Here is a 25,158-nt window from a genome sequence, read left to right as displayed (position 1 = left end):
CGGCTCGGCCAGAAGGTCGCCCTCCTGGCCGAGAAAACGCACGGAATGACGGATCGATCAATCGCAGTCGTACGTCACGCCGTTGGCATCGGCGATGGTACGGATCACGGACCAGTTCTCTTGGTAGGTGATCGGAATGAACTGTGCTTCACCGGAGTTGGCAAACTCGGCTTCCAGCGGTGTGCCTTCCCAGTCGTAGCTAAAGAATGCATCCTGAATCTGCTCGGCAAGTTCAGGGTTCAGATTGTGCGCCAGACCGTAGGCCGTCGTGGGGAAGGTTTCAGAGGTATAGATGACGTTGTAATCATCTTCGCTCACCACGTCGCGCGACAGCATGCGTTTGGCGACGGAGTTGGCAATGGCGGCCGCGTCGTAATCTTTGTTCACGACGCCTAGGATGGAGTTGTCGTGAGAGCCCGAAAAGGCGGTTTCGAAGTCTTCACCCGCTTCCAGGCCGTACTCGGAGCGCAGCAGCGCGGAGGGAGCGCGAAAACCGGAGTTGGACGTTTCGGAGGTAAACGCCAGCTGACGACCGGCCAAGTCTTCCACCGACTCAATGCCACTATCGGGGTAGGTGATGATTTCCATCTCGTAGCCGAAGCTACCGTCTTCTGCCGCCATCATGGCAAAGGGACGGAAGCCACCACAGTTGACCGCCACCGGCACACCGCCAGTGTTGAAGCCCGCCACGTGCAAGCGTCCTGCGCGCAGGGCTTCCTGCTGGGCAGCGTTGGACTGCACGGGGAAGAACTGGACGTTTTTACCGGTAGCGTCGCTCAGATGGTCCAGAAAATCGGCCCAAACATCGGCATAAACGGCGGGATCTTCCACCGGCGTATAAGCAAAGACCAGCGTATCGGGATCGACCCACTGCGACTCGTCGCTGGGCACGTCGGCGATCATGTCGCCGTCGCTGTCCGTGTAGCGTGAAGAGAGGTCAGCCGAGGCAGACACCGCTGCCAGTGAAAAAGCGCCTACGACAGCGGCGCTCAACAGCGTACGAGAGAAAGAGACAGAGTGCATGTGCATGGCATCACCTAAGCGAGTTATGAAGTGTTCATGCCATAGTGGCGGGCCAATATGACAGCAGTGGGACACTCCCGTGACGCTTGGGTGACGACGACATGACGACCTACTGGGCTTCTCCGGTGCAGCAGCCCCGCCGCTCGACGAACAGACTGTTGCCCGCGATTTTTTTGGCCTGATGCTTTAGCTCTGATAGCTGCGCGGCGATATCCAGCGCCTTGCAGGGCGCTGGGTCAGTAATTGGCTTGACCGCAATCGAGACGCTGACAAAGGGGAAGAACGTCACGCCCCCTTGTCGGCTTTCAATGGAAATTCCCCCCTGCAGCCGATCACTCTCCTCATAAAACCCCGGCGCCAGCACTTCGAAAGAGTGGAGAATTTGCTCGCAGACGTTTTGCCAGTGCTCTAACGGCAGCAGCATCATGAAATCGTCGCCACCGATATGCCCAATAAAGCCCCCCGCGCTCTCCACTTGAGCCTGGAGCAGCCGTGAGAGCGAAATGATCACGTGGTCACCGCGAGCATAGCCATAGGCATCGTTGAACGCTTTGAAGTTGTCCAGATCGACGTATGCCGCCGCGAACCCACGCTCTTCGGATAAATACGCCGCCAGGGTTTCGTTGATCAAAATATTGCCGGGCAGCCCGGTAAGAGGGTTGGCATGGCGCGCTTGACGCACTTGAATCGCGGTAATCTCCCGCAGCAGATCGACGATATTGCCCATGCCCAGGTAGTGACCGTCACCGCCGACGATGACGAAATATTCCTGTTCGATATCGCGGCTGTCGGTGAGCTGTTGACTCAGGGCCTCTAAAGAGAGCTCTGCGTCCGCAACGATCATTTTAGGATCGGCGATATCTAACACGCGACGTTTGGCATACAGCGCGTGGCCGTACTGATTGGCAAACAGCGTCAAAAAAGCGTTGCGGCGGACCACTGCCACAGGGACCCTCTCTTCCACCACCGCCACGCAGCGCAGCTTAGGGTCTTCGCGAAAGCGTTCAGCCAGCGCGGGCACTAAACAACTTGCCGGGACGCTCTCGATGGGACGCAAGATGGAGTGCGCCGTGCGTCCCGCCGGGCCTTTGAGCTGGGTGGTGGCGGGCAATAGCGTATTAAGCTGCATGGGTGGCTGAGGGCTCGGTCGAGCAAAATAGAACCCTTGCAGCAGTGCCAGCCCGCGATCGAGTTCCCATAGGCAGAGATGCTCGGCCGCCGTTTCGACCCCCTCGGCAATGAGCTGGCAATCGAGGCTGCGGGCGACATCCAAAATCGAGCGCAGAAACTCGCGCTTGGCGGGTTCCTGATCGATCCCAGAAATAAAATGACGGTCAAGCTTGACGAAATCGGGCCGTAGCTCCGACCAGTGGCGAAGACTCGAGTGACCAGCCCCCAAATCGTCCAATGCCACCTGAAACCCCATGTCGCGGTAGTGATCTACCGCTTGGCGCATCAGCTCGTAGTCGTGAATCGGCACATGCTCGGTCAGCTCGATGACTACCCGCTCGGGTGGCAAGCCGCTCTCTTGGATAAAACTGAGCGTCAGCCCTTCACGAAAATCCCGCTCCACAATGGTCAGCGGCATGACATTGAGAAACAGCAGTCCCGGCAGGTCGAGCTCGGCAAAGCGGCGTATGGCAAGACGCCGGCAAAGCAGGTCCAGCTCGACCAGCAATCCCGCCTGGGTCGCCACATCGAATAACCGCAGCGGAGAGTGAAGCGGAGACGTTTTTGGCCCGCGAATCAGCGCTTCATAGCCGTAAATAGCCTGCTGATTGGCGTCCACGATCGGTTGGAACAGCACGTGCAGCTCTTCTGCCGCAATAATGTGATTTAGCCACTGCGCTTCTTGTGCGGTCATATGCCTGCTGCCCTATCAAACGTCGACTATCCCTATGATTCGTAACGCTCCATGAGGAAGGTACTAGGGCAGCAAGGGTGCGTCATTGTGATGACATTTGTATGACAACCAGCGGTTCTTTACGTGTCGGTAGGGATCGCCGGCGGTGGAAACACTGCCTCGCCACCGCTGGCATCGAGCTGGCGAATGTCCGTTGGCTTGCCCTGCTCATCCAGGCTCACCAAACCAATGCCACTGGCGTTCCACAGTCGCTCTCCGGCGCTGGCTTGGTCAGGGTCGCGGGGGTAGATGCTAAGCTTACGCCGCTTGGTGAACCAGTTCAGCGGCGACAGCGGTGCGTAGAGCCAGCGGTTCAAGCGGTCAAAGGTATTCAGCAGCTGCTTGGGAAAGGTATTTTTCACTCCGCTGGAGGTGATCTGCCATAGCTGGGGAGCGCGCTTCTGACGGCGCACGACGATGTCGTAGGCAAAGGAGTAGTGCACATCTCCCGAGAGAATCACGTAGTTACCGGGCGTTTTGGAGTGCCGCCAGATATGCAGCAGCACGTTAGCCGCGCCGCGGTGCGCCATCCAGTTCTCGGCATCGACCACCAACGGCTTGCCCGCCAGGGTAAAGAGCTTTTGAATGCCTTCGATCAGTTTGACGCCAAACATCGGCGCAGGCGAAACGATGACCGCGCTTTGGGTGCCCAGCAGCGCCTGCTGCATCTCCATCAGCGCTTCCCAATCCATCAAGCCAGACGGGCGGTTGGGGCTGCGCTCGCTGCGCCAGCGCCGGGTGCGGGTATCCAGTACGATGAGCGTGGGCGTGCCCGGCACCTGAAACTCCCAGCCCTGAAAGCGCAGCAGCCGCTCGATAAACGCGTCCTGGTGGTCAGGCTTCAGCGGGCCGACATCGTCGAACAGCGTGATCGCTTGGTGAAGCAACGGATTAAGTTTATCGGGCGCATTCCCCCACCCCTGGCAAAGCAAATACGCCACCAGCGCGTTACCAATAATGCGCTTGGAGAACGGATGCCCATAGGCGCAGCGCTCCCAGTCGGCGGTCAGGTTCCAGTCATCGGTGACATCATGATCATCGAAAATCATCAGGCTGGGCACGTGGGCCATTAACCGAGCGCACTGGGGCAGCCCCTCTACGAACGCTTCGATGATTGCCTGCTCTTCGCGATAAGCCTCGGCCTCTTTTTCGCCTAGCGCCGGTGCCTCATAGGCGATCACTTGCCACGGGGTCGGCGACCATACCAGGCAGTACATGGCGAGCATCTCGGCCAGGGTCATGAGATGATTCTGGGCGTTGGCCGATGTAAAGACGGGTTTTTTCACGCCCCCAAAAAAGCGCTCACGCAAGGCAGCATTACTGGTGACATCCGGCAGCAGTGCTTCTCGATGGTAGTAGCTCTCCGGGGCATTGTAGAGTGCCTGGCTATCCTCGACGGTCGCACCTTCCAGCCACTCATCGACCAGCCCCAATCGGGCAATCAACGCATGTACAGCGCGCAGCATAGGGCCCGCCACGTCGTCGACGTACACCTGATCACCGGTCATCAGCAGCCATGCGGGCCACTCGGAGGGCGTCTCCTGACGCTCGGCCAGCCAGCTATCGGCCCTTACTAAGCCGTCGGCGCTGTCGTGGTGGGGTTTACGGCAAGAGCCGTGCATCAAGCGGTGGTGGCGAGAGGCCAACACAAAGCCCGGAGAGTCGTAGCCATCGTGGCATAGCCACGGCGCCCATTCCGGCAGAGGCCGCCACTGCCCTTCCTGGCTTTTCACCTGAAGATCGTAGGCAATACGGGTATCAGTGGGTAGCGCGACGGGCAGCCTTAGGTCAATCGCATGAATATAGGCATGCCGCCCAATCGCTACGCATTGATGGGCATTATCGAGTGCGTAGGTCTGCTGGGCGTCTTGCCCGGAATTCAACACGAGCTGCATGGTGAGCGGCCGGGTCGCTACCAGCCATAAAACGAGCCGGGACGGCGACAGCCGCCTCAGCAAAGGCCCAACCAGAACGTCGGGTAACGTCGTAGCGATTCGCGTCATTTCACACCCTCTGTGCTGTGTGTTGCATCGCTGCTTGACGGGTCGATTCAAACAGCGACCACAGGCAGTTCAATGACCACCTCTAAACCGCCAGACGCTGCGCGCTGTAGGCGCATCTGGCCATGATAAAGCGTGACGAGGTCCGTCACGATGGCCAAGCCCAACCCGCTGCCCGAGCGCTGCTCGTCCAGCCGCTTGCCGCGCCGCACCGCCGCTTGGCACTCCTGGGCCGTCATGCCAGGACCATCGTCGCTCACCACCAACCGTAGCGTCTTGTGGTCGGCCTGCAGACGAATGTGCACATCGCTATTAGCCCAGCGCAGCGCATTGTCGAGAACGTTACCCGCCATCTCTTGTAAATCTTGACTATCCATATGCACCTCCACGCCGCTATCGACGGTTTGGCGCAACGTAATATGGCGGCGCTGCGCTAGCCGGGCGAGCCCAGTGATGAGCGGCGAGAGCGTCTCGTGTAGCGCCACCGGGGCAAAGCGTACGCCCTCACCGGCGGCAGAGGCCCGCGCCAGATGGTGACGCACGGCGCTATCGATACGCGCCAGCTCGGCCTCCCAGGCACTGCGGCTCTCGCTAGGGAGCTGTTTGGCCAGTAGCCGCATGACGCTGATCGGCGTTTTGAGGGCATGGGCCAAATTGCCCGCCGTGTGGCGGCCGCGCTCGATGAGCCGCTGATCGCGGGCCAGCACCGCGTTCATGGAAGCAGCGAGGGTCGCTAACTCCTCGGGCAGCCGGGTATCCAGTTGCTCTGCTCGCCCCTGCTCTACGTCGCGCAGGTTGGCATTCATACGCCGCAGCGGCGCGAGCCCCCACCGCACCTGCAGCGCCAACACGCCCAACAGCATCACCCCAAGGCCCAACAGTCCTAGCCATAACACCTGCTGGAAGGCCTTGATGTCCTCGCGCAAGTCATCGTCTCGCGCGGCAACGCTCACGTGTAGCGGCGCTTCCAGCGCGCCCAGGTAGATATCTCGCTCTACCACGCGCAGTTGCTGACCACGTGGGCCCAACAGAGTGCGGGCAGTCAATCGCTCGCTTTCCAGCACCGGTAAGCGCTGATCCCATAACGACCGTGACGTGACCGTGTGGTTCGCCTCATCGGTAATTTGCCAGTACCAGCCGGAGTACACGTGGTCGAAGCGAGGGTCCCCTAGCGCACGCTCGTAGCTGAGCTGCTCGCTCAAAGGATCGTAGGTCACCCCGGCGATCACCACGTTGAGCGTCGCTTCCAGCCGCTCGTCGAAGGCGCCGACGGCCGCGGTGCGGTAGTGATGCGCCAGTAGCCATCCAGCGATGGGCAGCGCCAGTAGCACCATCAATAGCACCGCCAGCAGCAGGCGTAAGTTGATCGACCGCCCGGCCCAGCGCTGACTCCAAGAAACGACACCAGCGCTCATGTGTCGCTCGGTTCGTCAGCCAGTAAGCGATAGCCTTGGCCACGCAGCGTCGCAATGCGCCATACGCCCAGCTTGCGACGCAGACGACTCACCTGCACGTCGATCACGTTGGAATCGGGCTCGTGATCGCGGTCGTAGACATGCTCTGAGAGCTCACTACGGCTAACGACTCGGGGAGCGGCGTGCATCAAATAACTCAATAGGCGGGTTTCCTGGGCGGTCAAGCTCACCGGTCTGCCCACCAACGTGACGTGCTGGGTATGCGTATCCAAGCAGAGCTCGCCGACCTTGAGGACCGGGTGCGCGTGACCGTGAGTGCGGCGCACCAGCGCCCGCAGGCGAAAGAGCACTTCAGCAGGCTCGAAAGGCTTGGTGACATAATCGTCGGCACCGGCGGTGAAGCCAGCAGCTTTATCGGCCCAGCGTTCTCGTGCAGTCAAAATCAGTACGGGAAGATCGATACCGTCTTCACGCCAGGAAGAGAGCCAGCGGGTACCGTCGCCATCGGGCAAGCCAATATCCAAAATGACCGTATCGTACGCCTCTGTTCGCACCAAAAAGTCCGCTTCCTGGCCGTTCTCAGCCCGCTCGACGATCCAATCGCCATCCTGCAGCGCTTGGCTCAGCTCACGGGCAAGCGCCTGGTCATCCTCTACCAGTAAACACTTCATCAACACACCCTTAATGGAAAAACGACTTAACGCTGCATCTCGCGAATGCGCACACCCTCGATTTGCATGAGCTGGCCACTTTGGCCATCGAACTCGAACTCCACGACTTGGCCTTGGGGTCCTAGCAGCTTGATTTCATACTCGACCAGCCCATCATCGCGCTCGACCTCGATCTCCAACACGTCACCCATGTAATGGGCGTCGAGCCAGTCGAGAATGGTCTCCAGCGGCACCACGTCGCCTCGCTGCACTTCGCTATGCAGGTCTTTCCAGTGCTGGTCCCCGGTCGCGCTACTCATCAACAAGAGTACCAGCACCAGCGCCGCACTCCCCTTCAACGGGAGCCGCCGCATAGGGGACTGCTTAAGCGAAAAAAGAGAGGTCATTTTCATGTCGCTAGAATGCCAAAGGCAACATGAACGCCAGATGAACGGCTTTGTCAGGTTTAGGAAAGAACCCCGATGATATAACTACCCTGTCGCATTCGCTGACTGACCTCGTTAGGCATCATCCAGCAATGCATTCACCAAGCAAAGAAGGAATTTGACATGAACGCGATGAAAAAAATGCTGCTGATCCCGACTTCTGCTCTTCTACTTACCGCCGCAGCGGGTAGCGCCCAAGCAGACACGCAGCCGATGGACCGGATCGATGACATTCTAACCTACGCTGCCGACTACGGGTTCACCCATATCGAGGAGATCAACGCCGACGACCGCGGCCGTGTCGAAGTGGAGGGCTGGCTGGATGACGAGTGGTACGCCGAGGTGGATTTCTCCATCGATAACGGCGACACCCTGCAGGAAGAACGTAAGCGCTTGATTACCGGTGCTTGGGGCATGAGCGAAGAGGACGTTCGCCAAGCACTCAATGCCGCGAGCCAAGAAGGCATGACCGAATTCGAAAGCATCGATATCGATAAAAGCGGCATCATCGACGTCGAAGGCCGAGAGCAGAATGGTCGCGAACTAGAGCTGAGCCTCCGCCAGGGCTCCTTTGAAGTGACCCAGATGGATCGCGACTGATCGCTCGAGTAATACACGTTCTCGTTAGCACCCCGGGGCTAACACTCCATCAGCGGCGGGCCTTTGGGCCCGCCGCTGACGTTGCGCTATGTCGCTTCGCTGACTAGCGGCAGTCCTGGCAGTTACCTCGCGCCATGATGGCTTCCGCAATCCGCTCGATGCCCTGGCGATAGGCGGCTTGTCGATACGTCACCTGCTCTTTTTCCGCCCTGAGCAGCACTCGCTTGGCTTCATCGCCAAGTCGGTCATCCAAGCGCTGATTGACCTCGCTCTCGTGCCACTTTTCACCAGCGCGGTTTTGCAGCCACTCGAAGTAGCTCACGATGACGCCGCCGGTATTCGCCAGCACGTCAGGCAGCACCGGAATGTCCCGTTTTTCCAGTGCGGTATCCGCTTCGCTAGTGAGCGGCCCGTTGGCAATTTCAAGCACCGCGCCAGCCTTCACCTCGTCGACATTGTCGCGGTGCAGCTGATTTTCCAGCGCGGCGAGCACCAGCACATCGACCTCCAGCCCCAGTAACTCATCCCCCGACATGGCTTTGCCCTGCTGGCTTTTGGACAGCTTGCCGTGCTGTTGCTTATCCTCTTTCGCCGCGTCGATATCCAGCCCGTCGGCATGGTAGATCGCGCCACTCGAATCGGAGACCGCGACCACCTTATAGCCACGCTGGCTTGCCAGACGCGCAAAATGGAAAGCCGCATTACCAAATCCTTGCACGGCGAGGGTGGTCTCTTCGGGCGTGCGCTCCTCGCGCTCAGCCCATAGGTCCAGTACGGTGAGCGCTCCGCGCCCCGTGGCTTCGACGCGCCCCGGCGAGCCACCCAGTGAGAGCGGTTTTCCGGTGATCGCTGCGGGCGCCTGGGCACGTCGAATCTGCTCGTACTCATCGATCATCCAGCCCATGACGGTGGCATCGGTGTTTACGTCCGGAGCGGGAATGTCACGGTCGGGCCCCATGATATCGGCAATAGCGCGGATATAGCCGCGCGCCAATCGCTCACGCTCCAATGACGATAGCGCCTTGGCATCCACCTGCACGCCACCTTTACCCCCGCCATAGGGCAGCCCCACTACGGCGCACTTGACGGCCATCCAAAAGCTCAGCGTAGTCACTTCATGCTGATTCACATCCGGGTGGAAGCGCACGCCGCCCTTGGCCGGGCCGAGGCTGGTGTCGTACTGCACCCGCCAAGCGGGAAACGCCTTCAAGCTACCGTCGTCCATACGGACCGGCACGCTCACTTGCAGCGAGAGGCTAGGCTGCATCAGCCGGGCCTGGGCATCGGGATGAATTTCCAGCGCTTTGAACACCGTTTCAAGCCGCGAGCGAGCATCCTCGAATAGCGCGGCGCCCGTCTCAGGGGTTAGCTGCTGTGGCGCATGATTGGCGGACGTTATCGCCGAGGACTTGTGCGTTTTAGACGTTTTCTTTTTCGACTTGCGACTGCCCATGCAACACTCCTTGGCTCGGTAGGGATTTTATTGGCATCACGAGGTATTGTGTTTAGCGTAGCAGCAAGCGGCTGACTCAGTCGCCTCTCGAGCCCCCTTGATAGGAGAGACGTTTGACGACCTCTGCCGAAGGTGTCAGCGATAGGATTCACCACGCCGTACTGCGCGATATGGCGTGGCTGCTGGCAACACCGGACCTCGTGGCGCTGGGCAACTACCCCGGCCGCCCCAGCAATGCCACATTGGGTCTCGATGGCGGGCAGCAGGCGTGGTTGCAAACACTAGCGCCCAACGTCGCCGCGCTCGATGGCCAGCTCGCCACCCGCATGGGGCACTACCATGAGCGGCTTTGGCATTTGCTGCTGGATAACGCGCCCAACACTCGCCTGCTGGCCCACAACCTGCGCATTACCCATCGACGAAACACCCTGGGTGAGCTGGACATGCTCTACCGTACTCGGGAAAACCCGGCTCCGGTTCATTTGGAAGTGGCGATCAAGTTCTATCTCGGCCTGCCTGAAGGGCCAGGAGACGCCGCGTGCCAAAGTCGTTGGATTGGCCCCGGGGGCTTGGACAGCTTAGTGCTGAAGTGCAGCCATCTTTTGCATCATCAGCTACCGCTCTCCCGTACGCCTCAGGCAAAGGCTGCCATGGCGCACTGGCTAGCGCCCCGTGACATCGCAGAGCCGACAACGCTCAGCGCACGGTTCACTCAACGGCTAGCCCTTCCTGGCGTGCTGTTTTACCCCTGGCACGCAACGCTGCCGCCCCCCGTGGGCGCCACGGCCGAGCATCGGCGTGGATGGTGGTGCCATCAGCATGCTTGGCCCAGTGTCGCCGAGCATTACAGCACGGCGCTGCAGCTCGCCAGACTTACCAAGCCCCACTGGTTAGCACCTCCACCCCTCGACGCCTTTGGCGCTGCCAAACAGCGGATGCCAGACGTGATGGCACAGGTCGACCGCTACGGACCGCAGCAAGTGATGCTGTACGATCCGCAGAAAGAGCAGGAGGGAGCGCATTACGAAGAGAGGCCGCTAACGCGGCTGATGGTGGTGCCCGACGACTGGCCGCACCAAATACCGCTGCCGCCCAAACGGCGCGGTTAACCTAACGTTTAAATCACCACGAGATTGTCGCGATGGATGAGCTCGTGGGCTTCCACGTAGCCGAGAATGGCTTCGATCTGATGGCTGGGTTGGCCTGCTAGCTGGCGCGCCTCATCGGCACCGTAGTTGATCAAGCCCTTGGCCACGCGGGCACCTTGTTCATCCACACAGAGCACCATGTCGCCACGCTTGAAACTGCCCTGAACGTCCCGTACACCCACGGCTAGCAGACTGGAGCCTTTACCGCGCAGCACGTTGACCGCGCCCGCATCCAACACTAGAGTACCGCGCACCTGTAGCTGCCCTGCTAGCCAGCGTTTACGCGCGGCCATCGGCGCCTGATCCGGGCGCAGCAACGTACCCAACGCTTCGCCGCCCATCAGGCGAGTAATGACGTCCGGCTGGCGACCGCTGGCAATCACGGTCACCGCGCCGGAGCGCGCCGCGAGCTGCGCTGCACGCACCTTGGTGCTCATTCCCCCACGACCCAGCGCGCCACCGCTGCCCGCGACGGCGGCCAAACGCGGGTCGTCGGCTCGCCCTTCGGCAATCAGCGTGGCCGACGGATCATGACGCGGGTCGGCATCGAACAGGCCTTCCTGGTCAGTGAGTAGCAGCAGCGCATCGGCCTCCAAGAGGTTGGCCACCAGCGCGCCCAGTGTGTCGTTATCGCCGAAGCGGATCTCGTCGGTGACGACGGTATCGTTTTCGTTGATCACCGGCACCACGCGCATCTCCACCAGGGTACGCAGCGCCGAGAGCGCATTGAGATAGCGCTTACGGTTAGAGAGATCGTCGTGGGTAAGCAGAATTTGCGCAGTGAGCATGCCGTGGCGAGCAAAGTGCTGCTCGTAGCACTGGGTGAGCCCGTTCTGCCCTACGGCTGCCGCCGCCTGAAGCTCGTGCACGGCGCTGGGGCGCGCCTGCCAGCCTAGGCGCACCATGCCTGCCGCCACGGCTCCCGAAGAGACCAACACCACATCGATACCCTGCTGATGCAAGGCAGCAATTTGATCCACCCACCCGCCGATGGCCGCTTCGTCCAGCCCGCGGCCATCGTTGGTGAGCAGCGCGCTGCCAATCTTGACCACTATCCGGCGGGCGCTACTCAGCGCCTCACGGCCCGGCAACTGCTCGTTGTGTTCCACGTCGCGACTCTCCCACGCCATTGCGCTCACGCGATTCATCCCGGTCGGCACGCCTGCCGTTTACGGGGCGTACTCTACTTCGACATCGTAATCATCGTCGTCGAAATCGTCATCGTCTTCGTCGTCATCGCGCTTGCGGCGACGGCCAAGGCGAGCTTCGGTGCGGGCCACCGACTCCTCTTCCATGCGGCGACGCATCTCCTGCTCGCGGGCATGGGCCTCTTCGTCTTCGTTTTCCAGACGCTGCTGCTCGGTGAGCCAGCGGTACGCCGCCTGCACCAGCTTGTCAGTGCCTTCGCTGCTGATCGCCGAAATACGGAACACCGGACCGTCCCAGTTCAACGCCTCGATGATCGCCTGGGCCCGCGCTTCGCGCTCCTCTTCCGGCAGCAGGTCGAACTTGTTCAACACCAGCCAGCGCGGCCGCTCGGAGAGCGCCGGGGAAAACTGGCCCAGCTCGTGCACGATGGCCTGGGCAGCTTCGACCGGATCGGATTCGTCGAACGGCGCCACATCCACCACGTGGAACAGCAGCCGCGTACGGGTCAGGTGCTTCAAGAAGCGCAGCCCCAGACCCGCGCCATCGGAAGCTCCTTCGATCAGTCCCGGAACGTCGGCCATCACGAAGTGCTCGTGCATCCCCAGCTTGACCACGCCCAGGTTCGGCACCAGCGTGGTGAACGGGTAGTTGGCCACCTTCGGCTTGGCCGCCGACACCGACCGAATCAGCGTCGACTTACCGGCGTTGGGCATGCCGAGCAGGCCCACGTCCGCCATTACCTTCATTTCCAGGCGCAAATTGCGGCGATCACCTTCGGTGCCTGGCGTGGTACGACGCGGTGCGCGATTGGTAGAAGACTTGAAGTGAATGTTACCCAACCCACGGCGACCACCTTCGGCCACCAGCACGACCTGACCGATTTCCGTCACGTCGGCAATCACCTCGAGGGTATCTTCATCGATCACCGTGGTGCCCACCGGCACTTTGACGTGCAGATCTTCCCCGGCTTTACCGCTCATCTGGCGACCCATACCGCCCTGACCGTTTTCAGCTTTGTAGAAACGCTGAAACTTGAAATCAATCAAGGTGTTGAGCGCATCATCACCAATCAGATAGACGCTGCCTCCGTGGCCGCCATCGCCACCATCAGGGCCCCCTTTGGGCACATATTTCTCGCGGCGAAAGCTCAGACAGCCATTGCCGCCTTTACCTGCCTCAACAATGATCGAGGCTTCATCGACGAACTGCATTGGATTCTCCCGGCCGCTTCCGCCGCCCTGACTACCACTACACTATCCCTCCCGCTTCATGCGGGCCAAAGGGATCGAAAAGACAAAAAAGCCCCGCCATGGCGGGGCTTTCTTTCGTCATCTTCACACTGCGTAAATTACCCAAGATAACTTACACACCGCGATCGTGGCTGCTTAGGCAGACACGATGCTGACGAATTTACGGTTCTTCGGACCTTTGGTCTCGAACTTCACGACGCCATCGTTCAGCGCGAACAGCGTGTAGTCGCGACCAACGCCAACGCCCGTGCCAGCATGGAAACGCGTGCCGCGCTGACGAACGATGATGTTACCGGCGGTTGCCGCTTGGCCACCGTACAGTTTCACACCAAGGCGTTTGGATTCGGAATCGCGACCGTTACGCGTGGAGCCGGCTGCCTTTTTATGTGCCATTGCAAAATCCTCCTAAAGGGAAGTGACTGCTTACGCAGAAATTCCGGTAATTTTGACTTCAGTGAACCACTGACGGTGGCCCTGACGCTTCATGTGGTGCTTCCGGCGGCGGAACTTGATGATGGTGACTTTGTCGCCACGGCCGTGGGAAACGACTTCGGCGGACACCTTGGCACCGCTTACCAGCGGAGCGCCAACGTTGACGTCGTCGCCGTCTGCAACCAGCAGCACTTCATCAAACTCAATCGTTTCGCCGGTAGCGACTTCGATTTTCTCGAGTTTGAGGGTCTGACCTTCTTGAACGCGGTACTGTTTGCCACCGCTTTTGATAACTGCGTACATGTCGCTCTCCGGACTTGTCGTTAATGCCGGTTACGCCCCGCGTAACCAACGCTCATCGCCTTCCGCTCTTATCGACCTGCTGCGAGTGGCGCCCCTTTTGGCAACCATCTGACAGGGAGCATGATGAGTGGGTCGCGGATTATAACGACTATCGCTGCATACCACAAGGCCACTGGGGTTTGTCAATCGCTCATGCGCCCTCCCCGCCGCGCTATGCCTTGACGCCTTACAGGCAGCCCCATAGCATGGCTTCAACCTTTTACCCGCCGCAATGAACGGAACCCATGACAGCCAACGTCTCCCCCACCTCGCCTGCCAGCCCTTCGCCTTCACCGCTGCACGCCGTGGTGGCGGATGACTTTGATGCCGTCAACCGCACCATCGTGGCGCAGCTCAACTCTAAAGTGCCGCTGGTCGAAACCATCGGCCAGTACATCATCGACAGCGGCGGCAAGCGCCTGCGTCCGCTGTTGGTCCTGCTGGCGGCACGTGCGTTAGGCTATGAGGGTGACAAACACATTACCCTCGCCACCCTCATCGAGTTCATGCATACCTCGACGCTACTGCATGACGACGTGGTGGATGAGTCGCACATGCGTCGAGGCAAAAAAACCGCCAACGACGCCTGGGGTAATGCGCCCTCGGTCCTGGTAGGCGACTTTCTCTACTCCCGCTCGTTTCAAATGATGGTCGACGTCGGTTCCATGCGCATCATGGCGATTCTATCGGGCGCGACCTGCGTCATCGCGGAAGGCGAGGTGCTGCAGTTGACCAACATCGGTAATCCCAGCATTTCCGAGACGGACTACTTCGAGACGATACAAGGCAAAACCGCGATGCTGTTCGAAGCCGCTTCTCATAGCGGCGCCGTGCTCGCCGACGCCACGTCCGAGCAAGAGCGCGCCCTGCAGCACTACGGCCGCTATCTGGGCCTCGCTTTCCAATTGATCGACGACCTGCTGGATTACCAGGGCGACGCTGATGCCATGGGCAAGAACGTGGGAGACGACCTCGCCGAAGGTAAACCTACCCTGCCCCTCATTCATGCCATGGAGCGCGGCACCCCTGAGCAAGCCAAGCTGATTCGCCAGGTGATCCGTAAAGGCGGCCTGGAGCAACTGGACGAGGTGCTGGCGATCATTCACGCCACCGGCGCCCTCGAATATACTCGCGCCCGGGCAGAAGAGATGGCGGACAAAGCGCTAGCAGAGCTCGACGCCTTACCCCCCAGCGTCTACCGCGATAGTATGGCGCAGCTTGCCCGCTTGGCCGTCGACCGCCAAGCCTAACCGTCGAGATCGGCCTCACGGCACAAACCACGCAAAAGGGGCTTGAAAAAAGCCCCTTCCCTGCGTATGATTCCTCCCGTTGTTGAGCATGTCTTAGCAACCTTCGGAATATAGCTCAGCTTGGTAGAGCGCTGCCTTCGGGAGGCAGAGGTCGTAGGTTCGAATCCTGCTATTCCGACCAAAGAATTCAATGAAAACGGCCACTTCGCTCTCTAAGCAAGTGGCCGTTTTTGTTGGCATCCCCCCAGCCACGCGGATAGGGGGGACGGCAGGCGCGTGCTTAAAACGCCTCCCACTCCGGTTCGACCACATCGGCACGGTTTTTCTTGGCCGATGAAACGGTGGGCTTTGCCGTAGCCTGCGCTGGCGCGCGCGCGATGGGAAGCGGGTGACGAGCTTCGTGGGCCGATAGTTTGAACGTAGCGACTGCGCGCTCCAAATGGGCAGCTTGCTCTTCTAAAGACGCTGCCGCTGAGGCGGACTCTTGAACCAACGCCGCGTTTTGCTGGGTGACTTCATCCATTTGTGCGATGGCTTGGTTCACCTGCTCGATGCCGTCACTTTGTTCGGTCGAGGCCGCGGAAATTTCGTCCATGATATCGGCGACGCGCTTCACGGACGCCATAATGGCCTCCATGGTCTGCCCGGCGCCCTCTACCAGCTGCGACCCTTGCTCCACCTGCCCTACCGATGTTTCGATCAGTGCTCTGATCTCTTTGGCAGCATCGGCACTGCGGCTGGCAAGATTACGCACTTCGGTCGCGACCACCGCGAACCCCCTGCCTTGCTCCCCTGCGCGCGCCGCTTCCACCGACGCATTGAGCGCCAAAATATTGGTTTGGAACGCAATAGAGTCAATGACGCCAATGATATCGCTGATTTTTCGGGAGCTGTCGGCAATGCCGTGCATGGTCACGACCACTTGCTCGACGGCCTCGCCACCCTGGGCAGCCGTCGCCGACGCTTCGCTTGCCAACGTACTGCCTTGACGCGCATTGTCGGAGTTTTGCTTCACCGTCGCCGTTAGCTGCTCCATGCTGGCAGCGGTCTCCTCGAGGGAAGCGGCCTGCTGCTCAGTGCGGGAAGACAGATCAGCGTTACCCCCGGCAATTTCGCGTGCGCCAATGTGGATCGAGCCACTGCTATCACGTACGGAAGAGACCGTTTGCGACAGTCCCGTTTGCATGTGTCGCATCGCCGAAAAGAGTTGGCCAATTTCGTTACGGCCACGGTCGGCAATGCTGTGCGATAGATCGCCTTGCGCAATGCGCTCGAAATGCTGCCCCGCCTCTTTGAGCGGACGCAGGACGACACGCATCATGCCCATGAGCACCAGCGCGATACACAGCGCCACAAACAGCAGCACAGCGATCTCCACATACGTATTGATGGTTCTGCTCTGTTGATAATCATCCATGAGGCTCTGGCCGCGCTGACGAGCATAGGCGATAAAGGCTTCATTTGCGGCCATGTACGCTAGGTTGAGCTGATCGCCGGTCGTTTTAGCGGCACGAAACGCAGCTTCATTACGATTGTCGAGTCCGGTATATTGCGGCTCCAAACCATTGGCAACGAGCTGTGTAAACGCTGCCTCGATAGCATCGGCATAGGGTTGGCCCTGTGCTGATTTCGGCACGGCCAAGAAATCTTCGAAATACTGTTTAGCCATCTGAAGCGTTTGATTGGCTTTTTCTAGGTGGGCGCTGGCAAGCGCGGTCTCTCCTTCGCTCAAGGCATCGAGATGATTCAAGAAAAACAGCTGGGTGTCGGCCACGTTGACCTGCGCTCGATTAAGCGCGTTCAGCTGTTTAACGTTGATTCTATTGAGCTCTTCGAGTGCGTCGGACGCTTTAGAACTACTGAGGTAGCCCAGCCCGGCCACCAGCAGTATAAAAGCCGCGAAGAGTCCTAAGATGGTGATCAGACTTGCCTTGATCGATATGTTTTTCAGCACGTTAGCGTCTTCCACGTGAGTACGGAACAACAGGCCACAAGCGCGACCTAGATAGATGTCTTGCTATCAGTAGAAGGGCGTTCTGACGATAGGGTGACTAACGTGTTTATCGGCACTCCCGCTTGGACGTTTAGAGATTGCTAGAGCAAGTGTCGAAACATTGATATAGATCAATATTTATTGCCGGGCGCACACGACGCCCCAATACACGTTTATTATAAATAACAATATTCTATCGATTTAATGATAGGTTAGCTCATTAGCGTATCAGGCAACCTGATGGTGCTTTAGGTAACGATCAGCTTAACTGCCACCAACGCGGCAGTAAGGCGCGCACTTTGTTCTGAGCGAAGCGATCATCCATTAACACAACAACCCCCTCATCTTCAGGGCTGCGGATCACGCGCCCGGCGGCTTGCACCACTTTGATCATACCGGGGATATGATAGGTATAGTCATCACCTTGACCGAACCGCGCCTGCAGCCGTGCCTTGAGCGCTTCGTTCAAGTCGTTGAAGGGGGGTAAGCCGAGCGTCGCCACAAAGGCACCAATCAATCGGTCACCGGGCAAATCGATTCCCTCCGCAAAGGCGCCGCCCAATACGGCAAAGCCAATCCCTTTCCCACCCGGTGCAAAGCGAGCTAGAAACGCATCACGCTCGGGTTCCTGCATACTGCGTGTTTGCGCCCAAGCCGGAATCTCAGGGTGCGCCAACTCGAACGCACGCATCACCTGTTCTAGGTATGCAAAACTGCTTAAAAAGGCCAAATAGTGGCCCGGCGTGCGCCGGTACTGCGCTGCCAGGGTAGCCACGATCGGCGTTACCGACGCCACACGATGGTGATAGCGCGTGGAAATGTCGGTGCGTAACTGCACCTCTAGTTGGCACGCCACGAACGGCGAGTCTACCTCACGCCAAACACTCTGTTCGGGAAGACCCAGCAGGTTCCGGTAGTAGTGAAAAGGCGTCAGCGTGGCCGAAAACAGCACCGCACAGTGGGCACGCTCAAAACGGGGGGCAAGAAAATCCGCCGGTATCACATTGCGCAGCCCAAGCACCGCACGTCCCTTACCTTGAATCTCCAAATCGCACAGCGAGTGGTCGCCGAACGATTCCGCTAAGCGACAGAACGCCAGTGCTTCGAACAGCAGTTCCTGAAGCGCCTGATTCACTTCGTCGGGATGCTCCACGAGATAGTCCGTGATGGCCCCGGCCAAGGCATGCAGCGCCCCCACCAGCTTGGTGGGCAGTGCCTCCAACACATGGTAGCGGCGCTCTGGTGCGTGCTCGGCCGTCTCTTTGTTGAGCGCCTGCCACTGCCTGCCCACTCGGGCCAACGGCTTGGCTAAGGCGGGTGAAGATTGGCGGCGCAGATAGCTCAAGCGCTGCTGGGTGAGGGCGGCGCTGTACATGCCACGAGCGCGCTCTACCAGGTTATGCGCCTCATCCACCAGTAGGCCCACCCGCCAGTCGTTGGCCTGGGCAAGCCCGTGCAGAAGCGCATGGCTATCGAACCAGTGATTGACATCCCCCACGACCACATCGGCCCAGCGGGCCAGCTCCTGGCCCAAATAGTAGGGGCAGACGTGATGTTCCAGCGCTACCTCGCGCAGTGCTTCGCGGTCTAGCCAGCTTTTCTCTACCGCGACTTGGCGAGCGACAGACAAGCGATCGTAAAACCCCCTGGCCAACGGGCAGGTATCGCCCTGGCAGGCGGTACCCGGGTACTCACACGCTTTTTCACGGGCTACCAGTTCCAGCACACGCAGCGCCTGCGTGGGAGCATCCAAGCTCGCCAAAGCATCCAACGCCAAGCGGCGGCCTGGGGTTTTCATGGTGAGAAAGGCGATGCGGTCGAGCCGCTGACGGGGCATCGCGGAGAGCATAGGGAACAGCGTGCCCAGGGTTTTGCCGATACCAGTGGGCGCCTGGGCCAGCAGGCAGCGCCTGGTGCTGGCGGCTTTGAAGACATCCTCGGCCAGTGCCCGCTGGCCGGGGCGAAAATCCGCGTGAGGAAAGGTCAGCGTGGTGAGCCACCCATCGCGACGCTCACGGTGGGCGGCCTCCTGCTCGGCCCAGGCTAAAAAGCGTTGGCACTGGTCGACAAAAAACGCTGTTAATTCCTCGTTGCTAGCCTCGAGCGTCAGCCGCGTTTCCTGGCCACTGTCGATATTCAGGTATACCAGCGCCAACGTAATGTGCGGCAAATCCCGCTCCGCGCAAAGCAGCGCCCCGTACATCTTTACCTGCGCCCAGTGGAGCGACCGCTGGTTATCGGCCATGCGCGTTAGGCTACCGCGATGGGTCTTGACCTCTTCGACACAGTTGGCCGCCACATCGAAACCATCGGCGCGGCCAGACACGTGTAGCCCCTGATACTCACCGGAGAGAGGAAGTTCGGCCTCGTAACCCGCTATGTTTTCCCGCCGTTTGGCCACCAGAGCGTGCCCCTCGATACCCGCTTGGGCGCTGGGCGAGGGAGTGAAGCGGTGGTCGAGATCACCTTCGCGCGCGGTGAAGTCGCACAGCGTGCGCACCGCCACCCGATAGCGGCTCATGGCACGGGCTGCCAGCGCACGTGGCACACTTCGACGGGTATGTCGTGGCGGCAGAAGAAGTCGATCCAGCGGCGCTGGTTATCCTGCAGCCGGTCGCCGGGGCCTTTCACTTCGATCATGCGATAGCGAAGCTCCCCATCGGGCGCATCGGGTATCAGTTGAATGAGATCGGGCAGGCCCGCTCGGTTGTGCTTTAGGTCACTCAACAAGCGGATAAAGCAGGCCCGCAGGTGCTCAGCGGGCAGACAGTCAAGTGCCGCCGTTAGCAGCGGCTCGTTCAGGAGTCCCCAGTGCACGAAGGGCGAGGTAATGCCCTGTTTGGCGTGCCAGGTGGCCCAAATCGTCTCGCGGTAACGCCCGTCGTCTAACTGCGCCAAGCAGGCGTCGATCTCGGCTTGGCGCTGGACGACGAAATCCTCGCGGTATAAATCCGCAGGGCCGCTGTGGAACGGATGAAAAAACGCGCCCGGTAGCGGTTTGAACATCACAGGCCAGAGCAGCAGACCAAACAGCCCGGTGATTAGTCCATTTTCCACATAGAACACCGGGGCAGTGGCGGTGGATAAGTGCTCGGCAACGGCGCGTTCTACTGGTTGCGGACCAGCAAGCTCCAACACATAGGTCGGCGCCTCGGCCGCCTTGACGGCCTGTGGGGAGGGCAACGCCAGCTTGCGTGCCAAGCGCGGTAGCAAGCGACTCAGCGCTTGGGCCTCACCCTCCCCTGCCTGCTCCAGCGCGACCTGGGCGAGTTCATAAGCTTCCGAGTAACGGCCAATGCGCTCCAGTACGCGCAGCCTACGTATACGCGCCTCGCTGTTATTCGCTTCGGCGTAAAGCGACAACGCCTGCTCAACGTTGCCACTGCGCTCTGCCGTGCGGCCCAGGGTCAACAGCAGCCGCGAACGGCGGGCGTCTAGCCAGCGGTTACCAAAGGCGGCGGGCACCTCTGCAGCCAGCTGCTCGGGAGATTCGCCATTTTCCAGACGCTCGCGCAGGCGGTGCAGCGTGAGGTAGGTGTCCACCTCTTCCCGGCGCTGAAACGCGCGAGACTCTGCGGTCAGCGGAACCTGTTCAAAACGCTGTAGGCCCAGCTCAGTGAGCACGAACTCAGCCCAATCTTGGCGCACGTTGCCAAAGAACATCAGCCGCAGGCGGTCGCATAGCGCCATGACGTTGAGTCGCACGATACGCGTCGACGCTTCTGGCCACCACTGGCGCAGCGGCAGTGCATCGGTGAGTACCGGCGTTAACGCCGTCTGAAGTGCGGTTTTAGTGGCATTAGACGCCAGACCGGCGGAACGAATAGAGGCTCTCAAGGCGTCGCGTAGCTCGCTCAAGCGCAGCAGCCGAAACAACTCCTCAATGGTTAACAGCGGTGCGTCACTCACCCAGCCAAGGGCTAACAGTGGCGCCAACGCCTGATGCGTATCGCCAATTTCAGGATAGCTGAGCTTATCCAAGCGAAACAGCTCGCCTTTACGCATCACCATGCGTACCAGCAGCGCTTGAGAAGCGCGTGGCAACTGCGACCACTGCTCGAGCGCGTGGTGCTCATCGGCGCTGAGTAGATCACCGTGGCGCGCCTGCACCCACGCGACCACGAAGCGAAAATTCGCTAAGTAGTAGAAGGGATCATCGAGAGAGGCGGTCGCCGGGGCGGCAGAAGCACTGTTCATTCATCCATTGTAACAGTGCAAGCGGTCGTGGGTTAACCCACGCGATGCTGGTAAAGCACTGCTAATGCCTCGTCAGCGGCTTGTTCATCGATGGATGCCGTCTCATTGGGCGGCACTTGCGGCCTGCGCCCGCCGACCAACACGTACCACTCCGCTTCCGTGAGATAGTGCTGGCACCAGCGGCTGAGGCCATCGGCCACGGCTTCCCGGGGACACTCGCCGCCGCGAAACACGGTCGCAAGGTGCAGTAAATCCTGACGGGCAGTCCGTGCACGGGCATTACCGCCGTGCACCTTGGAGAGCGGGCAGCGTCGGTCGTAGGCCGCGTTGGTGAGGGCATTGAGCCAACGCTCCACTTCATGTGCCTGAATACCGCCGTAAACTGCCACGTGCCGCTCCCACTTTGAACGATCAAATTAACAAAATAGATGTCGACCTATAGCATAGGCCAAAAAGGCATAAGACTGCCCGAATTTCGTGCAACTGTCACTTTACTGCCTCATTTCACTCTCTGGGCGACCTCTTCAAAACCCTGCAATACGTTCACCACGTTAATCCCGATATCTTCGACGGCATACCCCCCTTCCATTAGAAATACGCAGGGTAGCCCAGCGGCCGCGAGACGTTGACCGAGGGCAATGAAGTCGGCGTGCTGAAAGGTAAAGGCACTGATCGGGTCACCTTCGAAAATGTCCACGCCCAGCGACACCACCAGCAGCTCGCACTCCGCTTGATGGATGCGCGCCAAAGCTTCATCCAACGCGGCCATCCAGGTGGCAACGGAAGTGCCCGGCGGCAACGGGTAATTGATCGTGAAGCCGTCGCCTGCTCCCTCACCGGTTTCATCGGCGTAGCCAGAGAAGTAGGGGAAGGTCACGTCAGGATCGCCGTGCAGGGAAGCGAACAGCACATCGTCACGGCGATAGAAGATCTGTTGGGTGCCGTTACCGTGGTGAAAGTCCACATCCAGAATTGCCACGCGGCGCTTGCCAGCGTCCAGCGCACGTTGGGCGGCGATGCCGGCATTGTTGAAAAAGCAGTAGCCGCCAAACTGATCTATCGCCGCGTGGTGGCCTGGCGGGCGGCACAGTCCAAAGGTCGGATCGCCCGACGCCAGGGTGTGATCGACCGCTGCCAGGGCCGTATCCTTACTCGCCAGAGCCGCGGCAAAGGTGCCTGCCGTAATCGATGTTTCGGCGGCCAGAGCGTAGTAGCCCAACTGGCCGCTCACCGACTGGGGAATACGGTCGCCGCGCATCGTTCGGGCGGGCCAAATGTTGGGAATCGCCTCGCCAGCGTGGCCCGCCGCTTGCCACGCCGGCCAGCAGCGTTCCAAGAACGCGACGTAGTCGGCATCGTGCACCGCCAGCACGGGCGCCAAGCCGTAATTGCTAGGCGCGCGGACATCGAACGCGGCTTGGCGCAGGGCGGCCAGCACCAAGTCGATGCGTTCCGGGCACTCAAAGGGGGTGACCAAGGCACCATCGTGCAGCTCGCTTTGCGCTTGGCGCAGGCGGCTACCTTCGGAGAAAAACGTCAGCATCAGGGCTCCTTACTCTTCATACGTCACTGGCCACTTCGCCGCCCAGCGGCGTTTTTTGTCCGGCGACTGCTGCTTCAACCGGTACTCTGCCTGGCTTGCCGCTGCCCGATCGGCAAACGGCTGCGCGCCAAGCAGCGCCAGCGGCGGATTCGCTCGGGTATAGCGCGCTCCCTTACCCGTGGCATGGGCGCGGTAGCGCTTGGCGAGGTCGTTAGTGATGCCTACGTAGGTACCACGCTGACACTCTAGCAAGTAGAGATACCACTGCGGCGATGAACTCTTATCCATGGCGACTCATTGGTTGACGGGCGTGGTGGCCCTTTCCTGGGCAGCCAGCAAGCGTTCGAGCTCGGCAAGTGGCATGGGCCTGGCCAACCCAAAGCCTTGGAAACCATCGCAATGATAGCTTAACAGCCGCTGGTGCTGCTCGTGGGTCTCGACGCCCTCGGCCACGACGCTTAGCCCCAGGTGGTGGGCCATGGAGATGATCCCTTGCACGATGGCGGCATCGTCACTGCTGTTGGTCAGTTCGTGAATGAAACTGCGGTCGATTTTTACCGTACTGATAGGTAGATGTTTAAGGTAACTCAAGCTCGAGTAGCCAGTGCCAAAGTCATCGATGGAGACACTGACCCGCATGTTGCGCAGGGCATGTAATATCTCGATGGCGGACGCTGTGTTATCCATCAAAATGCCCTCGGTCAGCTCCAGTGACAACTGCTCGGCGGGTAGACCAGTCTCGGCGAGTGTTTGGCGAAGCGTGGCCAAAAAGTTGTCTCGGTGGAATTGTAGCGGCGAGAGGTTGACCGCCACACGCAGCGTACCAAAGCCGCAGCGCTGTAGCGCCAGCATGTCTTGGCAAGCACGCTGCAGCACCCATTCGCTGATCGGCATGATTTGCCCAGTGGCTTCCGCCAGGGGAATGAAACGTGCTGGCGAAATATAACCTTTGCTGGGGTGCGGCCAGCGTAGCAGCGCCTCCACACTGGCAATCTTGCCATGCCGGTCCATCAGTGGCTGGTAGTGAAGCTCGAAGCCTTGGTGGTCAATCGCTTCTTGCAGATCGTTACGCAGGCTTACCCTTTCGCTGGCTAGGTCATTGATGTCGCTACTGAACCAAGCGTAGGCATTGCGCCCCTGCTGCTTGGCCTTGTACATGGCCATATCGGCCTGCTGAATCAGCGTTTGCGGCAGCAGCGTATCGGGTTGGCTCATGGCAATGCCCACACTGGCGGTCAAATACAGCTCGTGCCCTTCTAGACAGTACGGCTTTGCCAGTGCAGGGAGCAGCCGCTCGACCACGTCGATGACCTGTTGGCCCTCCTCGATATCGGTAATCAACAGCACGAACTCATCGCCTCCTAGACGGGCGACCGTATCTTCCTGGCGCAGCCCGGCGCGCAGCCGCGACGCCACTTCAATCAGTACCTGATCGCCTATGGCGTGCCCTAACGTATCATTGATAGGTTTGAAGTCGTCCAAGTCGACGAACAGTACACTGATTCGTTCACCGCTGCCCTGGGCCGCTGCAAACTCCTTGTGCAGCGTCTCTTCGAACATCATGCGATTGGGCAGGCGGGTGAGGTCGTCGTGGGTCGCGTGATAGGCGAGCCGCGCTTCATAGGCTTTATGTTGCGAGATATCGTGCTGAACCCCCACGAAATGCGTCACGAGTCCTTCGCTATCGCGCACGGGGGCGATATGGAGATCGTTCCAGAACGGCGTACCATCTTTACGGTAATTGCACAGCGTAACGTGGGTTTCGCGCTGCGCCTGAATACCGCGCCTTAGTTTGGCAATCATGGCAGGATCGCTCTCGGGCCCTTGTAGGAAACGGCAGTTCTTCCCAATCACGTCGCTCTGCGTATAGCCCGTCATCGTGCTGAACGCCTGGTTGGCATAGATGATGGGTAGGTCAGGCTGGCGCGCGTCTGCAATTAGCACGCCGTTGACGCTCGCCTCTACGCTGCGCTCTAGAGTGCGCAGCCGCGTCTGCTGACGCCGCTTGTCGGTGACGTCTTGCGCAATGCAGTAGACCCCTTCGATACTACCGTTGACCGAGACGGGCAGGCTAATCAAGTCGAGAATACGGTGTTGTGCCTCTCGGTCGGTCATGGTCACTTCGTAACGACTGATGCCCCCCTGCAGCACATGCTTGAAGTGCGCTTTGATACGCTCTCGCTCAGGCGGCGCAATAAAATCGCTGAAGTGTCGCCCCACGACCTCGTCTAGCGGATAGCGATGCCTGTCAAGCTTGTTGGAACCTGGAATCAGGCGGCTTCTAATCGCTGATCGCGTTGAACCAGCGGGTCTTCCCGGTCCGGGTTCAGCCAGACCGTCCGGCGCGGTGTCCAGTTCCGAGTG

The 25,158-nt window shown here is 59.9% G+C and carries 21 protein-coding genes and 1 tRNA gene; 4 read left to right on the top strand and 18 right to left on the bottom strand.

Features of this window, described 5'->3' with window-relative positions; genetic code table 11:
- Nucleotides 1-57: 57 nt before the first annotated feature.
- The 6 genes from phnD to MHM37_RS11685 form a co-directional block, all read right to left on the bottom strand.
- Complete coding sequence (phnD, locus tag MHM37_RS11710) at nt 58-1,023, bottom strand: phosphate/phosphite/phosphonate ABC transporter substrate-binding protein (RefSeq protein WP_239286502.1); 966 nt, start codon at nt 1,021-1,023, stop codon at nt 58-60.
- Nucleotides 1,024-1,132: 109 nt separating this feature from the next.
- The gene (locus MHM37_RS11705; RefSeq protein ID WP_239296784.1) at nt 1,133-2,887 is read right to left on the bottom strand and encodes a bifunctional diguanylate cyclase/phosphodiesterase; all 1,755 of its coding nucleotides are present in this window, start codon (nt 2,885-2,887) and stop codon (nt 1,133-1,135) included.
- Between the two features lie 119 nt (nt 2,888-3,006).
- Nucleotides 3,007-4,929: an alkaline phosphatase D family protein gene (locus MHM37_RS11700; RefSeq protein ID WP_239296785.1), complete on the bottom strand. Its 1,923-nt coding sequence runs from the start codon at nt 4,927-4,929 to the stop codon at nt 3,007-3,009.
- A 47-nt stretch (nt 4,930-4,976) separates the two neighbouring features.
- Nucleotides 4,977-6,341, bottom strand: coding sequence for a HAMP domain-containing sensor histidine kinase (locus tag MHM37_RS11695; protein ID WP_239296786.1), 1,365 nt, complete (start codon nt 6,339-6,341; stop codon nt 4,977-4,979).
- Nucleotides 6,338-7,012, bottom strand: a complete 675-nt coding sequence (locus MHM37_RS11690; protein ID WP_239296787.1) for a response regulator transcription factor — start codon at nt 7,010-7,012, stop codon at nt 6,338-6,340. The genes MHM37_RS11695 and MHM37_RS11690 overlap by 4 nt, the downstream gene beginning before the upstream one ends.
- 26 nt (nt 7,013-7,038) lie before the next feature.
- Nucleotides 7,039-7,365 (bottom strand): hypothetical protein, encoded by a 327-nt coding sequence (locus MHM37_RS11685; protein WP_231125601.1) that lies wholly within the window; start codon nt 7,363-7,365, stop codon nt 7,039-7,041.
- 195 nt (nt 7,366-7,560) lie between these two features.
- On the opposite strand from MHM37_RS11685, the gene MHM37_RS11680 reads away from it, so the two are divergent.
- Nucleotides 7,561-8,037: a PepSY domain-containing protein gene (locus tag MHM37_RS11680; protein WP_139527925.1), complete on the top strand. Its 477-nt coding sequence runs from the start codon at nt 7,561-7,563 to the stop codon at nt 8,035-8,037.
- 103 nt (nt 8,038-8,140) lie between these two features.
- Here the strand turns inward: MHM37_RS11680 and MHM37_RS11675 are convergent, their stop codons facing one another.
- Nucleotides 8,141-9,490 carry a Glu/Leu/Phe/Val dehydrogenase gene (locus MHM37_RS11675; protein ID WP_239286487.1) on the bottom strand — a complete coding sequence of 450 codons (1,350 nt, stop codon included), beginning with the start codon at nt 9,488-9,490 and terminating at the stop codon, nt 8,141-8,143.
- A 113-nt stretch (nt 9,491-9,603) separates the two neighbouring features.
- Between MHM37_RS11675 and MHM37_RS11670 the strand changes: the two genes are divergently transcribed.
- Complete coding sequence (locus tag MHM37_RS11670; RefSeq protein WP_343218252.1) at nt 9,604-10,599, top strand: DUF1853 family protein; 996 nt, start codon at nt 9,604-9,606, stop codon at nt 10,597-10,599.
- Between the two features lie 8 nt (nt 10,600-10,607).
- On the opposite strand, the gene proB is transcribed toward MHM37_RS11670, so the two are convergent.
- From proB to rplU, 4 genes are all read right to left on the bottom strand, one after another.
- Nucleotides 10,608-11,768 (bottom strand): glutamate 5-kinase, encoded by a 1,161-nt coding sequence (gene proB, locus MHM37_RS11665; RefSeq protein ID WP_239296798.1) that lies wholly within the window; start codon nt 11,766-11,768, stop codon nt 10,608-10,610.
- A gap of 39 nt (nt 11,769-11,807) precedes the next feature.
- A complete protein-coding gene (gene cgtA, locus MHM37_RS11660; protein WP_139527923.1) occupies nt 11,808-12,998 on the bottom strand; it encodes an Obg family GTPase CgtA in 1,191 nt (396 codons plus the stop codon).
- Nucleotides 12,999-13,172: 174 nt separating this feature from the next.
- Nucleotides 13,173-13,430, bottom strand: a complete 258-nt coding sequence (gene rpmA / locus MHM37_RS11655; RefSeq protein ID WP_139527922.1) for a 50S ribosomal protein L27 — start codon at nt 13,428-13,430, stop codon at nt 13,173-13,175.
- Nucleotides 13,431-13,460: 30 nt separating this feature from the next.
- Nucleotides 13,461-13,772 carry a 50S ribosomal protein L21 gene (gene rplU / locus MHM37_RS11650; protein WP_139527921.1) on the bottom strand — a complete coding sequence of 104 codons (312 nt, stop codon included), beginning with the start codon at nt 13,770-13,772 and terminating at the stop codon, nt 13,461-13,463.
- 284 nt (nt 13,773-14,056) lie between these two features.
- Between rplU and ispB the strand changes: the two genes are divergently transcribed.
- Entirely contained in the window at nt 14,057-15,061 is a 1,005-nt protein-coding gene (gene ispB, locus MHM37_RS11645) for an octaprenyl diphosphate synthase (RefSeq protein ID WP_239296789.1), read from the top strand.
- 104 nt (nt 15,062-15,165) lie between these two features.
- A tRNA-Pro gene (locus MHM37_RS11640) sits at nt 15,166-15,242 on the top strand.
- A 99-nt stretch (nt 15,243-15,341) separates the two neighbouring features.
- Here MHM37_RS11640 and MHM37_RS17130 read toward each other — a convergent pair.
- From MHM37_RS17130 to MHM37_RS11600, 7 genes are all read right to left on the bottom strand, one after another.
- Nucleotides 15,342-17,015, bottom strand: a complete 1,674-nt coding sequence (locus MHM37_RS17130) for a methyl-accepting chemotaxis protein (protein WP_343218251.1) — start codon at nt 17,013-17,015, stop codon at nt 15,342-15,344.
- Nucleotides 17,016-17,313: 298 nt separating this feature from the next.
- The gene (locus tag MHM37_RS11625; protein ID WP_239296791.1) at nt 17,314-19,575 is read right to left on the bottom strand and encodes an ATP-dependent DNA helicase; all 2,262 of its coding nucleotides are present in this window, start codon (nt 19,573-19,575) and stop codon (nt 17,314-17,316) included.
- On the bottom strand, nt 19,572-21,251 hold the full coding sequence (locus MHM37_RS11620; RefSeq protein ID WP_139527918.1) for a VRR-NUC domain-containing protein: 1,680 nt from the start codon (nt 21,249-21,251) through the stop codon (nt 19,572-19,574). Before MHM37_RS11620 ends, MHM37_RS11625 begins: the two co-directional genes overlap by 4 nt.
- Nucleotides 21,252-21,283: 32 nt before the next feature.
- Nucleotides 21,284-21,640 carry a hypothetical protein gene (locus MHM37_RS11615; RefSeq protein ID WP_239296792.1) on the bottom strand — a complete coding sequence of 119 codons (357 nt, stop codon included), beginning with the start codon at nt 21,638-21,640 and terminating at the stop codon, nt 21,284-21,286.
- Between the two features lie 110 nt (nt 21,641-21,750).
- Nucleotides 21,751-22,794: a histone deacetylase family protein gene (locus tag MHM37_RS11610; RefSeq protein WP_153843211.1), complete on the bottom strand. Its 1,044-nt coding sequence runs from the start codon at nt 22,792-22,794 to the stop codon at nt 21,751-21,753.
- Between the two features lie 9 nt (nt 22,795-22,803).
- A complete protein-coding gene (locus MHM37_RS11605; RefSeq protein ID WP_239296793.1) occupies nt 22,804-23,082 on the bottom strand; it encodes a GIY-YIG nuclease family protein in 279 nt (92 codons plus the stop codon).
- 6 nt (nt 23,083-23,088) lie between these two features.
- A complete protein-coding gene (locus MHM37_RS11600) occupies nt 23,089-25,065 on the bottom strand; it encodes an EAL domain-containing protein (protein WP_343218253.1) in 1,977 nt (658 codons plus the stop codon).
- Between the last annotated feature and the right edge of the window lie 93 nt (nt 25,066-25,158).

The organism is Halomonas sp. MMH1-48, from assembly GCF_022348105.1.
Taxonomy (GTDB): domain Bacteria; phylum Pseudomonadota; class Gammaproteobacteria; order Pseudomonadales; family Halomonadaceae; genus Vreelandella; species Vreelandella piezotolerans.
The sequence above is the reverse complement of the archived record's forward strand: the minus strand, read 5'-3'. Positions and strand labels throughout refer to the sequence as shown.

Bases quoted from the DNA above. Each gene is read 5' to 3' on its own strand.
- phnD (WP_239286502.1), bottom strand. From the start codon at position 1,023: ATGCACTCTGTCTCTTTCTCTCGTACGCTGTTGAGCGCCGCTGTCGTA.
- MHM37_RS11705 (WP_239296784.1), bottom strand. From the start codon at position 2,887: ATGACCGCACAAGAAGCGCAGTGGCTAAATCACATTATTGCGGCAGAA.
- MHM37_RS11700 (WP_239296785.1), bottom strand. From the start codon at position 4,929: ATGACGCGAATCGCTACGACGTTACCCGACGTTCTGGTTGGGCCTTTG.
- MHM37_RS11695 (WP_239296786.1), bottom strand. From the start codon at position 6,341: ATGAGCGCTGGTGTCGTTTCTTGGAGTCAGCGCTGGGCCGGGCGGTCG.
- MHM37_RS11690 (WP_239296787.1), bottom strand. From the start codon at position 7,012: ATGAAGTGTTTACTGGTAGAGGATGACCAGGCGCTTGCCCGTGAGCTG.
- MHM37_RS11685 (WP_231125601.1), bottom strand. From the start codon at position 7,365: ATGCGGCGGCTCCCGTTGAAGGGGAGTGCGGCGCTGGTGCTGGTACTC.
- MHM37_RS11680 (WP_139527925.1), top strand. From the start codon at position 7,561: ATGAACGCGATGAAAAAAATGCTGCTGATCCCGACTTCTGCTCTTCTA.
- MHM37_RS11675 (WP_239286487.1), bottom strand. From the start codon at position 9,490: ATGGGCAGTCGCAAGTCGAAAAAGAAAACGTCTAAAACGCACAAGTCC.
- proB (WP_239296798.1), bottom strand. From the start codon at position 11,768: ATGGCGTGGGAGAGTCGCGACGTGGAACACAACGAGCAGTTGCCGGGC.
- cgtA (WP_139527923.1), bottom strand. From the start codon at position 12,998: ATGCAGTTCGTCGATGAAGCCTCGATCATTGTTGAGGCAGGTAAAGGC.
- rpmA (WP_139527922.1), bottom strand. From the start codon at position 13,430: ATGGCACATAAAAAGGCAGCCGGCTCCACGCGTAACGGTCGCGATTCC.
- rplU (WP_139527921.1), bottom strand. From the start codon at position 13,772: ATGTACGCAGTTATCAAAAGCGGTGGCAAACAGTACCGCGTTCAAGAA.
- ispB (WP_239296789.1), top strand. From the start codon at position 14,057: ATGACAGCCAACGTCTCCCCCACCTCGCCTGCCAGCCCTTCGCCTTCA.
- MHM37_RS11625 (WP_239296791.1), bottom strand. From the start codon at position 19,575: ATGAGCCGCTATCGGGTGGCGGTGCGCACGCTGTGCGACTTCACCGCG.
- MHM37_RS11620 (WP_139527918.1), bottom strand. From the start codon at position 21,251: ATGAACAGTGCTTCTGCCGCCCCGGCGACCGCCTCTCTCGATGATCCC.
- MHM37_RS11610 (WP_153843211.1), bottom strand. From the start codon at position 22,794: ATGCTGACGTTTTTCTCCGAAGGTAGCCGCCTGCGCCAAGCGCAAAGC.
- MHM37_RS11605 (WP_239296793.1), bottom strand. From the start codon at position 23,082: ATGGATAAGAGTTCATCGCCGCAGTGGTATCTCTACTTGCTAGAGTGT.